This is a genomic window from Roseovarius maritimus (assembly GCF_043355895.2).
GTDB lineage: Bacteria > Pseudomonadota > Alphaproteobacteria > Rhodobacterales > Rhodobacteraceae > Roseovarius > Roseovarius maritimus.
The window spans coordinates 119,356-133,313 of sequence record NZ_JBHFPF020000005.1; the positions used below are offsets into that span (position 1 = coordinate 119,356).

The window sequence follows — 13,958 nt, forward strand, 5'->3', positions numbered from 1 at the left end:
GGGTGCGGCGCTAGAGCACGTAGCGGCTGAGATCGGTGGATTTGGCCAGCTCGCCCAGGTTCTTGTCAACGAAGGCCGCGTCGACGGTCACGCTGTCGCCGGCGCGGTCGGGCGCATCAAAGCTCAGCTCTTCGAAGACGCGCTCCATCACCGTGTAAAGTCGGCGCGCGCCGATATTCTCGACTGATGAATTTACCTCGGCGGCAATGCGCGCCAGGGCCTCGATGCCATCTTGCGTGAAGTCGACGGTAACTTCCTCGGTGCCCATGAGGGCGGTGTATTGGCGGGTAAGCGCATTATCCGTCTCGGTCAGGATGCGAACGAAATCGGCCTCGGTCAGCGCGCGCAGCTCGACCCGGATGGGCAGGCGACCCTGGAGTTCGGGCAAAAGGTCCGACGGCTTGGCGATGTGGAACGCGCCGGACGCGATGAAAAGAATATGGTCAGTCTTGACCGCGCCGTATTTGGTGCTGACGGTGGTGCCCTCGATCAGCGGCAGCAGATCGCGCTGCACGCCCTCGCGGCTGACCTCGCCCCCGCGCGCGTCGGTGCGGGCGCAAACCTTGTCGATCTCGTCGAGGAAGACGATGCCGTTCTGCTCGACCGCCTCAAGCGCGGCGCGGTTGACCGTCTCGTCATCCAGCAGCTTGTCGGCCTCTTCGCCGATTAGGATATCGTAACTGTCCGCCACGGTCACCCTGCGCTTGGTGGTGCGCCCGCCGAATGCCTTGCCGAAGATATCGCCGAGATTCATCATCTGCCCGCCGCCGGGCTGGCCGGGAATATCCATCATGCCCATGGGGCTGGAATTATCGGCGACGTCCAGTTCGATCACGGTATCGTCCAGCTCGCCGGATTTCAGCTTCTTGCGGAACATCTCGCGCGTGCCATCCCGGGCATCCTCGCCTGCAATGGCGGTAATCACGCGCTCTTCGGCGGCAGTCCGCGCGGCGCTGGTGACATCCTCGCGCATCTTGTCGCGGATCATGGTGATCGCGCTGTCGACAAGGTCACGGATGATTTGCTCGACGTCGCGGCCGACATAGCCGACCTCGGTGAACTTGGTCGCCTCGACCTTGATGAAGGGCGCGCGGGCCAGTTTGGCCAGGCGTCGGCTGATCTCGGTCTTACCGACACCGGTGGGGCCGATCATCAGAATATTCTTGGGATAGACCTCTTCGCGCAGATCGGGGCCCAGCTGCTTGCGCCGCCAGCGGTTGCGCAGCGCAACGGCAACCGCCCGCTTGGCGTCCTTCTGCCCGATGATGAAGCGGTCAAGCTCGCTTACGATTTCGCGGGGGGTCAGGTCGGTCATGCGGTTTCCTTTTGCAGTCTCGGGGGACGTAATCACGAGCGGCGTAAAGACAAGCGGCCGCGGTCAGCCGCCAATCGACTCAACGGTCAGGTTGCCGTTGGTGTAGACGCAGATATCGGCGGCGATGGCCATAGCGGCGCGCGCGATCTCTTCGGCATTGCGGTCCGACTCGATCATGCCGCGCGCGGCGGCGAGTGCGAAATTTCCGCCCGATCCGATGGCCGCCACGTCATGCTCGGGCTCCAGCACGTCACCGGCGCCCGTGATGACATAGAGATCCTTGCCATCTGTCACGATCAGCATCGCCTCCAGTTTTTGCAGATACTTATCGGTGCGCCAGTCCTTGGCCAGCTCGACGCTGGCGCGCTGGAGCTGGCCGGGCGTCGCCTCCAGCTTGCTCTCCAGCCGCTCCAACAGAGTGAACGCATCGGCGGTCGATCCGGCAAAGCCCGCGACCACGTCAAAGCCACCGGGGCTGAGCCGGCGCACCTTGCGAGCGCTGCCCTTGATCACAGTCTGGCCAAGGCTGACCTGCCCGTCTCCGGCAATCACCACCTCACCGCCCTTGCGCACGCCGATGATGGTGGTGCCGTGCCATCCGGGAAATTGCTCGCTGGCCATTATCGTCCTCCTGTCGCATTTGCGCCTATATGGAAGCCGCGCGGGCAGATCGCAAGTTTTGCGGTGCGCAGCAAAAAGGGCGCCACCGGGGCGCCCTTTGATATCAAGGTGCTAGGGTTGCATCAGATCGAGTCTTCGATCCAGCTTTGCAGGGCGGCCTTGGGGGCTGCGCCCGAACGGTTCGAGACGACTTCGCCATCCTTGAAGATGAAAAGCGCGGGGATGCCGCGCACGCCCATCGCCACGGCGGAATTCGGATTGCTATCGACATCGACCTTCACGACCTTGATCTTGCCTTCCATCTCGCTCGATAGTTCTTCCAGGGCGGGGCCGATCTGCTTGCACGGGCCGCACCATTCGGCCCAGAAATCCACCACGACGGGGATATCGGAATTCTTTACTTCGGCGTCGAAAGTATCATCGGTGACGGCTACGGTTGCCATGGGTCTCTCCTGCGCTTGGGTTCCCTGATTACCTATGGAGCAAGGGGCGCAAGGTCAAGTTGCCGCAGCCCGCGCCAGCGCAGATGTCACAAGATCGTGCGGCAGGCGCATGAGCGTGGCCGTCCGCGTCCAGAGGATGGCCGTATCGATCCGGCGGTCGGGATAGATCAGCGCGGCCATTGTCGCATAGGCGCCCATCTGTCGCAAAAGGCCGTCGGGGCAGGTCTCGGGCGTGTCGGGCACGGTGGCATTCGTCTTGAAATCGACGATCAGGGCCGCGCCTTCCGTCAGGATCAGCCGGTCGATCACCCCTTGCAGGCGGCCACGGCCGGGCAGATCGGCGGTGATGCCCACCTCCGGCAGCGCGTAAGGGGCCCAGAGCTGCGCAAGTTCGGCTGAGGTGATGCAGCGCGCGGCTTCGTCCAGCAGGTCGCGCACATTCGGCGCCGTGGGCAGGATCCGCGCCGCGATACTGGGCCATTCGGGCTCGGGCTGGTCGGGCAGAAACTCCAGCAGGGCATGGATCTGCGTGCCGCGCAGCTTTGCTGCATCCTCGTCCTGACCGGCGTCACCCGGCAGTGCCTTGGCCCCGCCCAGATCCGACGGGCTGCGCGGCGCGTCTGCATCCGGAATGGCGGGGGCATGGGTGTTGAAATGGGCGGGTAGGGGCGCAGGCTGGCGCACGTCGTCGGGCGCTCCGGCCTGCACCGTGCCAGTCCAGTCGCCACGCTCCAGCCTCAGGCCGTCGCCCCCGTGGATGCGGTATGGAGCGGCCCCCAGATGCGTCAGGCCGTCCCGGATTTTCTCATACCAGCTATCTCCCTTGTCGCCTGGCTCCTTGGCGGAGGCGACGATCAGCCATTTTTCCGCGCGCGTCATGGCGACGTAGAGCAGGCGATCCCGCTCGGCCGCCTGGGCGCCCTTGATCCGGTCAAGAACTGTGCTTTGGGCATCGGGCATCACGCCCGATTTGGCTCGCCACACGGGCGCCCCCCCGACGTCAAGTAACTGGGCACGCACGTCATTCTTGCGCTTACCCGTCTCGGGCAGGATGACGATGGGCGCCTCGAGGCCCTTGGCGCCATGCACGGTCATCACGCGGATCAGGTCCCCGGCCGCGTCCATCTGGCGCTTGATCTCCAGATCGTCGGTCTCGAGCCAGACGAGAAAGCCTGTGAGGCTATCCACCGCCTTCTGCTCATAGGCCAGCGCCTGAGAAAGAAGTGCATCAATGCCGTCCTCGGCCTCGGGACCCAGCCGGGCAAGCATCCGGCGGCGGCCATCATGACGGGTCAGGATGCGCTCGATCAGATCATAGGGGCGCAGGAAGTCGGCGTGATCGCGAAGGTCATTCAGAACGGTCATCGTGTCGGGAAAATTTTCTGCCCTGTCGCGCAGCACTTCCCAAAGGTATTTGCGCCCGCGCCCCTGCGCCAGCCCGTAAAGCTCCGCCTCGTCCCAGCCCAGAAGGGGCGAGCGTAGCGCGACGGCCAGCGACAAATCATCCTCGGGGGTCGACAGGAATGACAGGATCGCCGCCAGATCCTTGACCGCCAGCTCGGCGGCGACCTTCATCCGGTCGGCCCCCGCGATGGGCAGGCCGCGCGTTTTGCAGGCGCTGATGATCTCGTGAAAGATGTCGCTGCGGGACTGCACGAGGATCAGGAAATCGCCCGCCTGCACGGCGCGCGTGCCGTCGCCGCCCGGAATCGGCTGCTGCTCGGCGATCATGCGCGCGATGGTGTCCGCAATCTGCCGGGCCAGAATGACGCTTGGATCATCCTCGGCCTTGATGTCGACGGGCGTATGCCACGGCGGCGGATCGGTTGGTTCGGCTGCCGGGTTGACGGGCCACAGATCGACGCGACCGGGCATGTCTGGCCAAAAGGAAATGTGACTCTGATCCGTGGAAAAACCCGAGTCCTGCAAGTTTCGGAACGTCGCATCCACCGCGTCCAGAATCGCGCTGGACGAGCGAAAGGAATGTTCGAGCCGCTGGCTGTGCAAGGGCGTTCCGGCGGCGGCGAGGCGGTCCGACCATTCGCGCTGCATCCGGTCGAACTCGCGCGGATCGGCACCTTGGAACGAGTAGATCGACTGCTTCTTGTCGCCCACGACAAAGATCGTCCGCTCCACTTCCTGCCGCGCGCCTTCGCCGGCGGTGAATTCCTGCGCCAGCCGGTCGATCACCTGCCATTGCACGGGGCTGGTATCCTGCGCCTCGTCCACCAGAATGTGGTCGATGCCCCCATCCAGCCGAAAAAGCACCCAGGCCGCCACGTCCGAGCGTGTCAGCAATGCCCGCGCGCGCAGGATCAGATCATCGAAATCCAGCCAGCCGCGCAGCTGTTTGGCCTTCGCATAGGCGGGCAGGAAGACCTGCGCAAAGTTCTGCAGCGTCACCGCGAGGCGCGTCGCCTCCAGCGCGATGCGCTTTGACCGGGCCGCCTCCACCCGGTGCATCCAGGCGTCGATCAGGTCCATGCTGTCGCCCAGCTCCTCGCGCGTGGCCTTGGTGGGCATCCGGCTGGAGACGGTAAAGGGCGCCTTGCCCGACTTGGTCAGAAACGCATCCTCAAGAATAGGCAGCGCGTCATATCCCAGCTCCGATATCCGCCCCAGCTTGGCCGCAACAGCGGCGTCGGTCTTGCTGCCTACCTGCAAAGCCGTCACTAAACGGCTCAACAGAGCCGTCTCACTGCCTAGAAACACCTCATCCTCGATACTGCGCGCGGTGACGTCCGGGCGCAGGCCCATGGCATTGGCAAGGCCCGCCTCGGTCCAGGGCGCTTCGAACATCGGTGCGCGGCTGGCAATCTCACGCGTCAACTCGTCCAGCGTCTCGCCCGTGTGATAACGGGCCAGCGCGTCAAGCTTGGCGGCGTGGGGGCCGGCGGCGATTTCCTCGACGATCTCGGCGCGCAGAAGCTTGGCCGTGCGTTCCTCCATCTCGACGAATTGAGGGCTCACCCCGGCCTCCAGCGGAAAGCGGCGCAGGAGCGAGGCGCAGAAGGAATGGATCGTCTGGATCTTGAGGCCTCCCGGTGCCTCGATCGCACGGGCGAACAGGCGGCGCGCATCGCGAAGGGCGGTGTCGCCCATCGGCCCTTCGGCCCCAAGATCGCGCAGCGCGGTGCCCAGGCTGGCAGAATCCAGCATGGCCCACTGACCCAGACGCGCAAAAAGGCGGTTCTGCATCTCGCTGGCCGCGGCCTTGGTATAGGTCAGGCACAGGATATGCTGCGGATCGACCCCGTTCAGCAGCAATCGCGCCACCCGGTCGGTCAGAACGCGCGTCTTGCCCGATCCGGCATTCGCGCTGAGCCAGGTCGAATTGCCCGGCTGCGCCGCCGCGATCTGACGCAATGTGGCGTCGTCACGCTGGGTCATGTCATCTCCTGCGGGGTCGGATCGTCGGTGATGTCCCACTCGCCAAAGCGCGCCAGCTGGTCGTAATCGCCTGCATCGTCCTGTTTGCGCATGGCGCGGCGCGCGACATATCCCTTGCGGATGTTCCGATAGGCCGCGATCAGATCATGCAGTCCCTCCCAGACCTTCTCGGGAGGCTCGTCTTCCAGCGGCGCCGGCGTCTCGGCCGGGATCGCGCCGAGGCCGATATAGACGGCGCGCGCCACTTGGCAGGGGGCCAGATCGCCGAACCCTGCGCGCTGGGCGATGGCGGCCTCCAGCAGCAATTGCTTGTCGAATTGCGTCTGCTCCTTGGGGCCGGGCGGCTTGCCGGTCTTGTAGTCGTAGATATGCAGGCAGCCACGCTCGTCAATGTCGATCCGGTCGGCCTCGGCGACAAGGGTAAAGCCCAGATCGGCCATCTCTGCCTGACCTTTCGCCTCGAAGGCGGTGGGCATGGCGAGGGCGCGGCGCGCCTCTTCGGTCTCGATGAACCAGTCGGCCACACGCTCGAGCCGCGCGAGCCAAAGCGTGCGCGCCTCGGCCCATGGTACTTCGCGGCTGAGTACATCCTGCGCGAGATCCATCAGCACCTTGCGCGTTAGCCGTTCGGGCGCGTCGACACTGTCCCTTATGAAGCGCTCCAGCACCGCGTGAAGCACGATCCCGCGCAAGAGCGCATCGGGCGCGCGCATCAGCGGATCAAGCGGGCGCAGGCCAAGCACATGCTTGGCGTAGATCGCGTAGGGATCGCGGATCAGCCGCTTGATTTCAGTTACTGACAGGCGGTTTGGTCTCGCCTCCAACGGCGGGCAAGGGGCGGGGCGCGGGGCAGGATCCATGCGCTGGGTCGCTTCCAGTTGCGCGGCGCGGTTCAGCCATTTCTGACCGCGCTGGCGCATTGCGCCCAGCGCGGCCGCTCCACCCTGTTCCGGCAGGCCCGACATAAGGTTCTGGATGCGGTTCAGCCAGCGCGACACGACCGTCTCGCTCTCGTCCGAGCGGGTGCTGCGCGTCAGCCAGACCTCGCTTGCTAGAACGGCCTGCTGAAAATCATGTGCGGCCAGACCGATGCGCCTTTCGGGCAAAAGCAGCCCCGCGCGGTGCCTCAGCGCGCGGTTCAGCCACGGGTCGGGCGTCTGCGCTTCGGGCCAGCTTCCCTCGTTGAGGCCGGCAAGGATCAGCATATCCGCGCCCTGAACGCGGGCCTCCAGCGTGCCCCAGATCAGGATGCCTGAATGGGGCGCCTCGGCGCTGCGCACCTGTTCGCCCCTCAACAGCGCGGCGAAAAGTGCGGCGTAATCGGTGGCGGTCATCTCGCCGCCATGCTCCGCCTCGGCGGCCAGCAGGTCGCAGACATCGCGCGCGGTCTTGCCCGCATCCTTTTGCCATAGCTCGCTGGTGCTCTCTGGGGCAGAGCCATCGGCGATAGCCTCGGCCGCGGTGAGATGCGCCGTGACACGGGCGCCCAGCGGCATAGCATCCGGCGCGTCCTGCCCGGTCAGCCACTGCCCTATCCAACTGGCCCAATCCGCTGCCAACGGCTCGGAGTGCTTTGCCGCCCAGTCCGCGACGCTTGCGGCAGTGGGGAAGGGAGGTCCGTTGCGGCGCAGGTGCAGCTCCAGCTCACGGGTGAGGCGCAAATGCGTGCCGCGCTGGCCGCCTGTATGAGTCAGTGGATGCTTGAGCAGCGTCAGCAGCGCCTCGGCGGTCAGCGGGCGCTGCGACAGTTCAGCGACATGGCGCAGAAACCGCCCCGGCGGCGACAAGTGCAAGGGGATGCCCGCGCTGTCATCGGGGATGATCCCCCAGCGGTCCAGCGCGGCGGCAACCCGCCGTGTCAATCCCCGATCCGGCGTGATCAGCGCTGCCGTCTGCCCCGTCTCGGCGGCCTCGCGCAGGCGCATCGCGATGGTCAGCGCCTCGATCCGGTGCGATGGCGCCTCGATCAGGGTGACACTGTCCATCGCCTTGGCGATCCCGTCCAGTCTTGGCCCCTCGTCCAGCCATTGATCGGTGATCGGCGCGGGGCGCAGCGCAAGCGATACCAGCTTGGCGCGTGCCGGGCTGGCGGGCTGCGCCAGGGTCCAGCGTGGCACATCGTCCAGCCCAAGTGCGTTGCGCAGAGCCTGAAAGCGGTATTGCGGGTGATCCTCGCTCAACATCGCGTCGCTCATCGAGGCCCAGACATGCTCGGGCGTGTCGAAGTCGTATCCCGGAAGGATCACGGCCCCCTGCGGCAGGCGCGCCACGGCCTGCATCAACATCTGGGTCGTGCCGCGCGATCCGGTCGACCCGGCAAGCAGCACCGGATGCTGCGGCGGCGCATCCTCCCACCGCGCGATCATCCGCTCGATAACCCGCCGCTGCCGCGCCTCGGCCCCCGGTGCGCCGCGACCTTCGGTGAAATGGCGCACAATGTTCAGGAAGGCGCGAATACGCTCCCAATGTCCCGACTGGTCGCTGACATCGAGCCGGTCGATCACGTCGGGCGAGACGCCTTCGCCCTCCATCTCGTCCATCAAACCCGCAAGGCTGTTGGCCAGATCGTAAAGCGCCGTGCGCGGAGCCAGATCCGGCTGCGCGTCAAGCAAGGAGGAGATCAGCTGAATCAGCTCCAGCCGCCGACGCAGCGGCGGGGCAGGCGGGGCGATATCGGTCATCGTCCAGTCGCGCCCCAGTTCCGCCACCAGCGAGATGCGGGGCATCAACCGCGCAGGACCCACCGCAAGCAACGCCTGAATACGCCGGGCCATCCGCCTTGTATTGACGATCAGGTGAACGTGGCCCAGCGCCTCGGGCGGTTCGCCGTCGAGGCGGTTCAGTATCCCTGCGATCAGCTGGTCGGGGAAATCGACGCCGGGCGGCAGGCCAAAGACGCGCGCGGTGTCCTCACGTTCAAACATCGGGCATCGCCAGCATATCCTCGGCCAGAGCAATGCCGCCCGGATGCCCGACGTCGCACCATTTGCCGCTGTAGACGGAGCCGTAGAGCCGGCCCTCGGCCATCATCCTGTCCCACACCGTATTTAGCGAAAATGCACCCTCAGGCATGTCATCCAGAACATCCGTGCGAATAATCTGCGCGCCCGAGTAGATCAGGCCCGGCCCCCGCGTGGCGCGGCCCTGATCGTTTAGCGTGAAATCGCCGCTGCCCGCGTGGCCGATGGCCTGGGCAGGGGGCAGGCAGAGCAGCAGCGCGTCCATCCTGCCTTCGTCCCATGCCTGCGCCAGTTGTGCCAGAGGGTTCGGGCCGCGCCAGACAGCATCGGTGTTCATCGTATAGACTGGCGAGCCGTCCAGCAGCGGCATCGCCGCGCGGAGCCCGCCGCCGGTGTCAAGGATCTCGCCCGCCTCATACGAAATGACGATATCGCGCCCCGCCAGATGTGCGGCGATCTGCTCGGCCATGTAATGCGTGTTGACCACAATGCGCCCGACGCGCGCCGCCTTGGCAACCTCCAGCGCATGATCCAGAAGGGGTCGCCCCGCGACCTCGATCAGGGGCTTGGGGCGGTCTCGAGTCAGGCTGCCCATACGCGTGCCAAACCCGGCGGCGAACAGCATCAGGGCGTCGGGAGTGTGGCGCATCGGTGCTTCAGATCCTTGAGGAATTCGGGTGTCGGGGCGGGGAGGGCGGCGATGATCAACGGGGCCAGTTGCGCCAGCGCCGGATGGGCCAGGTCGCGCTCCAGCAGGGCCCAGACGCGCGGGATGAGGTCAATGTAGTGTCCCTTGCCGTCGCGCAGGCAAAGCCTGGCAAAGACGCCAATGATCCGCAGGTTCCGCTGTGCGCCCAGCACGTGATAGGCCGCATCGAACTGCCCGGCATCCACTCCTGTCCGTTCGACATAGCGCGCGATCATGTCCTGTTCGATCTCGGCAGGCACGTCGCGGCGGGCATCTTGCAGGAGCGAGACAAGATCATAGGCCGGATGCCCTCGCATTGCGTCCTGAAAATCCAGCAATCCGACGCGCGCAGGACCTTTGCGATCCGGCAGCCAGAGCAGGTTTTCGGCATGGTAATCGCGTTGGATCAGCACCGAGTCATCGCTGGCATCGGTGGCGAGGGCGGACAGAACAGCGGCATGGGCTGCGGCGCGCCTGATGCTGTCTGGATCATTCGCATACCAATCGAAGGCGAGCATTGCCATGCTGGCCATCAAGGGCGGATCATATGGTAGCAGGTCGGGCGGCAATGCCTGCGCATGAAGGTGGACCAGCACATCCGTGGCCGCTTCATAGAGAGCAGTCTCGCATTCGGGGGCGCGAGGAATCACCCGCGCAAAAAGATCGTCGCCCAGATCCTCAAGCAGTAGGAAGCCGTGCTGGACATCCTGCGCCAAGATGCGCGGCGCGCTCAGGCCCATGTCCGACAGGTACCGGGCGATCGCAATGAAGGGGCGCACATCCTCGCCGCGCTCGGCGGGTGCATCCATCAGGACAGCAGTGCCCTCGCCGCGTGTCGCGCGCATGTAGCGCCGGTTTGACGCATCCCCGGCGAGGGGCGAGAGGTCTGCGCCGGCCCAGTCCGTCCCGCCGAGAAAACGGACGGCAAGCGCGGTGCGGTCAGTCATTTGCAATCTCCCCCAGCCGATTGGCCCATGCGGCGCCATCGCCGGAAAACGTAAGGACGCGATCATTGGGCGCATCCCCGGACGTGATGTCCAGCCCCAGCGCCGTGCGCGGCACCAGATCGCCCAGCCGGTCAGGCCATTCGATCAGGCAGATTGCGCTCTCGAATGCTTCGGTCAGGCCCAGCTCGAACACATCGTTCGGATCGCTCAGCCGATAGAGATCGGCGTGCCAGATTTCGCCGGGCTTGCCAATGTAGGTCTGCACCAGCGTGTAGGTGGGTGAGGGCACGTCCTCGGGCGCCGTCAGCAGCGACTGGATGAGGCAGCGTGCGAAATGCGTCTTGCCTGCGCCGATCTCGCCGCTGAGCAAGACGGTATCGCCGGGCGTCAAACGAGCGCCGAGCCGACATGCGATCTCGCAGGTTCGGTCCGGACCGTCAGAGGGTAGGGTGCAGGTGGTGCGGCTGTGCATGGCCCGACACTACACGCGCGGCCGCCGCCTGCAACAGCGATCAGCCAGCGGCGAGCCGGGCAGGGGGTTTGGCGGCAGACTCGGCGCGGCTGCGCAGGATCAGCATCCGCGCGCCACCGGGCAGAAGCTCGACCCGGTACGTCAGGCTGTGGCCCGGCGCAATCTCGGCGGCCTTGCGCAGTGCGCTCTTTTGCTGGCGCATGCGCAACTGCTCTTCCACCTCTGTCCATACCGAGGGCGCGGGCATGGCCTGGGCGCAGGCGTGCATTAGATCAGAGATGCACATGTCGGCAAAACAGGTGTCCGGGTCGACGCCCAGCAGGTCGATGGCCGAGGAGTTACAGAATGCAAGGACCCCGTTCGGGCCGATGACGATGACCGCCTCCGGCAAGCTGTCCAGCGCCGCTTGGCGCAGATCCAGTTGCGAGCGAAAGCGCCGGTTCAGCATCACCTCGGCGGAGATATCCTCGAAGAGGAACGCGACAGCCCCATCGGGGTGTGGCCTGCCGGTGACGCGATAGGTGACGTCGTTGGGCAGTGACCACGTCTCTTGATAAAGGCCACCTTCGGCTGCGCCGATCACTTCGCCGATCTGAGTGCGCCAGGACGCATAACTGCGCGGCTCGGGCATGACGCGCCGGTCCCTCAACTTGTCGAAAAACGCCATAAGGTCCGGCTGGCCGCTTAGAAAGTCGACGCCAAGAGAGGTGAGATCGACAAGAGCCGGGTTGAAAAGCGCGAGCTTGCGATTGCGATCGAACACGGCGAGGCCGATCGTGAGATAGGCAAAAGTCTTGGTCAGGGTCTGGACGAAATCCTTTTGCATCCGCTCGGCATTCACGACTTTTGTGATGTCGGTCGCGTGATGCAGTGCGCCCCATTGGTGCTTGGCTCGGCTGACCTCGTACCAGCGGGCGCGTGATGCACCTTCTGGTGTAAAGGACAGGCGTGTGATGCCCGTTTTTTCGGCGTTGTCATCCAGCAGCTTGTCGCAGTATTCCGCTGGATCAAAAGCCGCTTTGGAAGCATCGTTCCGCCAGATGATCTTGCCATCCAGGCCCGTCTTCCAGATGGGATGCGGGGCGCGCGCGAATGCGTCGGAGATGTCTTCCATCCGCGCCTTGGCCACCAGCATCTCGTGTCGCTCGGCCGGGCAGGCATGCGGAGGATCGCACAGTACGACCCGCGTGCCATGAGCATTTCGCGCCAGTGTGAGCCGCGCCGTGTCAAGCGCCTCCCGCGGGCGCAACTTGATCGTGTCGATGGGTGACAAATTAGTCAGGCTGTTCGGCAATCCATCAAAACGTGGGGAAAGCCAATCGCGGATCTGAGGCCAGGTCAATGCCTCGGGATTGCCTTCCGGCAGTGCCCCGGCGTGATGATCCGACACGGCGTCCCCGTCAAAGAGAAAGACGGCTTCGCCCTCGGGCGAAGACGGTATTGCGGATGGGCCGTGCGTCACCGGGGTTAGACGTCCGATCAGCCATAATATACCGAAGGATATTACCCCGGCGATCAAGCCCAGTTGCAGCCACAGCATCAGCGCGTCCCTTTCGTCCTAGTACGGGGCTAAATTTGCCCCGACGCTGGTTAACGCTCGGTTAAGCAATCAGAAGAAATCGAAGAGAAGCTTGGAAGGCTCGATAAATCAGTCGTTTATCGGCATATTCTGTCCGATGCCCCCAGCCAAGTGATCCTTGCCGACCTCCAGCTCGGCGCGGGCCCAGACGGCTTCGACGACGGCGCCGGTTCTCTCATGCATACCCGAATCGCCCTGAAAACTGTCCGATCCGTTGGCAAAGCTGAGATCCGCGCCAGACCGCTCCAGCAGAGTCTTGGCAATGAAAAGGCCAAGGCCCATCCCCTCGTATCCCGGGCGTCGGCCCATGGGGCCGAGCCCACGCGCGCGGCGCGGAATCAGGGGATCCCCGATGCGGCTCAGCAAATGTGGGGGAAATCCCGGCCCGTCATCCATGATGCGCAAGGTGATGCGCATGGGCGACCAGCGCGTCTCGATCCAGACGCGCGCATCGGCGAAATCGACGGCGTTCTGAATGAGATTGCGCAGCCCGTGGATGACCTCGGGCCGGCGCAGGATCACCGGAGGGCCGCCTGTACTGCCGCCTGCCGCGGCATGATCGAACAATAGCGTTTTGCCCCGGTCTGCATGCGGCTCACCTGCTTCTTCGACGACGGCAGTAAAGGGCGCCTGGCGCAGATGCAGGTCATCCTTGCCGGCCCGGCCCATCGAGCGCAGGATGTCGCGGCACCGGTCGGCCTGCTGGCCGATCAGCAGGGCATCCTCGCGCATGTCGCTGTCCTTCGGCAGGTCACTGGCCAACTCGGCGCTGGTCAGCTTGATCGTGGCCAGAGGCGTGCCCAGCTCATGCGCGGCGGCGGCGATGACACCGCCCAGATCGGTCAGCTTCTGCTCCCGCGCCAGCGCCATTTGCGTCGCTTGCAGCGCGCCCGACATCGCGCGGATCTCGGTCACGATCCAGCGTGAGTAGACGCCGAGGAAGACGATGCCGATCACGATGGCGACCCATGTTCCGAACAGGAAAATGGCGGGCATCTGCATGACAAGGCCCGCCTCGCTGCGCAGGTCGAGGTGAAACCGTGCCAGCGCCGTGACGATCAGAATGGCCGTCATGCCCAGAAACAGGGTCGACCGGGACGAGAGAGACGAGGCCGAAACGATCACCGGCCCGACGATCAGAACCGAGAACGGATTGTTCAGCCCGCCGGTAAGATAAAGCAGCACTCCCAGTTGCAGCAGATCAAAGAGCACCACGGCGAGGTTTTCCGTCTCGCTGAGCCGTTTGGTGGCGGGAAAGACCAACGAGGCGACGAGGTTGCTGACGATGGCCGCGCCGATTACCAGATAGCAAAGACCCGTCTCGATCTCGATGCCCATGTAGCGCTCGACCACGATCACCGCCGATATCTGGCCGATGATCGCCCACCAGCGTAGCAGGATCAGCGTGCGCAACCGGATCCAGGCGCCCCGGCCGCGCGGAGCGACCTCGATCTGCGCGCCGGTCTGCGATAATTCGCCCTGTTGTGTTCGTAGAGGCATGGGGTAGATGTGGCACAATCACATGCACTTGCCCAGCCGGAAG

The 13,958-nt window shown here is 64.9% G+C and carries 10 protein-coding genes; all 10 read right to left on the reverse strand.

Annotated elements, in window-relative coordinates:
* Positions 1-10: 10 nt before the first annotated feature.
* A complete protein-coding gene (gene hslU / locus ACEWPM_RS11460) occupies positions 11-1,315 on the reverse strand; it encodes an ATP-dependent protease ATPase subunit HslU (protein ID WP_393962322.1) in 1,305 nt (434 codons plus the stop codon).
* A gap of 63 nt (positions 1,316-1,378) precedes the next feature.
* The gene (hslV, locus tag ACEWPM_RS11465; RefSeq protein ID WP_393962321.1) at positions 1,379-1,936 is read right to left on the reverse strand and encodes an ATP-dependent protease subunit HslV; all 558 of its coding nucleotides are present in this window, start codon (positions 1,934-1,936) and stop codon (positions 1,379-1,381) included.
* A 122-nt stretch (positions 1,937-2,058) separates the two neighbouring features.
* A complete protein-coding gene (gene trxA, locus ACEWPM_RS11470; RefSeq protein ID WP_393962320.1) occupies positions 2,059-2,379 on the reverse strand; it encodes a thioredoxin in 321 nt (106 codons plus the stop codon).
* A 54-nt stretch (positions 2,380-2,433) separates the two neighbouring features.
* A complete protein-coding gene (addA, locus tag ACEWPM_RS11475) occupies positions 2,434-5,769 on the reverse strand; it encodes a double-strand break repair helicase AddA (RefSeq protein WP_393962319.1) in 3,336 nt (1,111 codons plus the stop codon).
* Positions 5,766-8,693 (reverse strand): double-strand break repair protein AddB, encoded by a 2,928-nt coding sequence (addB, locus tag ACEWPM_RS11480; RefSeq protein ID WP_393962318.1) that lies wholly within the window; start codon positions 8,691-8,693, stop codon positions 5,766-5,768. The genes addA and addB overlap by 4 nt, the downstream gene beginning before the upstream one ends.
* Positions 8,686-9,378: a nucleotidyltransferase family protein gene (locus tag ACEWPM_RS11485; protein ID WP_393962317.1), complete on the reverse strand. Its 693-nt coding sequence runs from the start codon at positions 9,376-9,378 to the stop codon at positions 8,686-8,688. The genes addB and ACEWPM_RS11485 overlap by 8 nt, the downstream gene beginning before the upstream one ends.
* On the reverse strand, positions 9,354-10,364 hold the full coding sequence (locus ACEWPM_RS11490; protein WP_393962316.1) for an aminoglycoside phosphotransferase family protein: 1,011 nt from the start codon (positions 10,362-10,364) through the stop codon (positions 9,354-9,356). Before ACEWPM_RS11490 ends, ACEWPM_RS11485 begins: the two co-directional genes overlap by 25 nt.
* Complete coding sequence (gene tsaE, locus ACEWPM_RS11495; protein WP_393962315.1) at positions 10,357-10,836, reverse strand: tRNA (adenosine(37)-N6)-threonylcarbamoyltransferase complex ATPase subunit type 1 TsaE; 480 nt, start codon at positions 10,834-10,836, stop codon at positions 10,357-10,359. The genes ACEWPM_RS11490 and tsaE overlap by 8 nt, the downstream gene beginning before the upstream one ends.
* A gap of 40 nt (positions 10,837-10,876) precedes the next feature.
* On the reverse strand, positions 10,877-12,376 hold the full coding sequence (locus ACEWPM_RS11500) for a PAS domain-containing protein (protein WP_393962314.1): 1,500 nt from the start codon (positions 12,374-12,376) through the stop codon (positions 10,877-10,879).
* Positions 12,377-12,484: 108 nt separating this feature from the next.
* Complete coding sequence (regB, locus tag ACEWPM_RS11505; protein ID WP_393962313.1) at positions 12,485-13,915, reverse strand: sensor histidine kinase RegB; 1,431 nt, start codon at positions 13,913-13,915, stop codon at positions 12,485-12,487.
* Positions 13,916-13,958: the final 43 nt, after the last annotated feature.

Bases quoted from the DNA above. Each gene is read 5' to 3' on its own strand.
- hslU (WP_393962322.1), bottom strand. From the start codon at position 1,315: ATGACCGACCTGACCCCCCGCGAAATCGTAAGCGAGCTTGACCGCTTC.
- hslV (WP_393962321.1), bottom strand. From the start codon at position 1,936: ATGGCCAGCGAGCAATTTCCCGGATGGCACGGCACCACCATCATCGGC.
- trxA (WP_393962320.1), bottom strand. From the start codon at position 2,379: ATGGCAACCGTAGCCGTCACCGATGATACTTTCGACGCCGAAGTAAAG.
- addA (WP_393962319.1), bottom strand. From the start codon at position 5,769: ATGACCCAGCGTGACGACGCCACATTGCGTCAGATCGCGGCGGCGCAG.
- addB (WP_393962318.1), bottom strand. From the start codon at position 8,693: ATGTTTGAACGTGAGGACACCGCGCGCGTCTTTGGCCTGCCGCCCGGC.
- ACEWPM_RS11485 (WP_393962317.1), bottom strand. From the start codon at position 9,378: ATGCGCCACACTCCCGACGCCCTGATGCTGTTCGCCGCCGGGTTTGGC.
- ACEWPM_RS11490 (WP_393962316.1), bottom strand. From the start codon at position 10,364: ATGACTGACCGCACCGCGCTTGCCGTCCGTTTTCTCGGCGGGACGGAC.
- tsaE (WP_393962315.1), bottom strand. From the start codon at position 10,836: ATGCACAGCCGCACCACCTGCACCCTACCCTCTGACGGTCCGGACCGA.
- ACEWPM_RS11500 (WP_393962314.1), bottom strand. From the start codon at position 12,376: ATGCTGTGGCTGCAACTGGGCTTGATCGCCGGGGTAATATCCTTCGGT.
- regB (WP_393962313.1), bottom strand. From the start codon at position 13,915: ATGCCTCTACGAACACAACAGGGCGAATTATCGCAGACCGGCGCGCAG.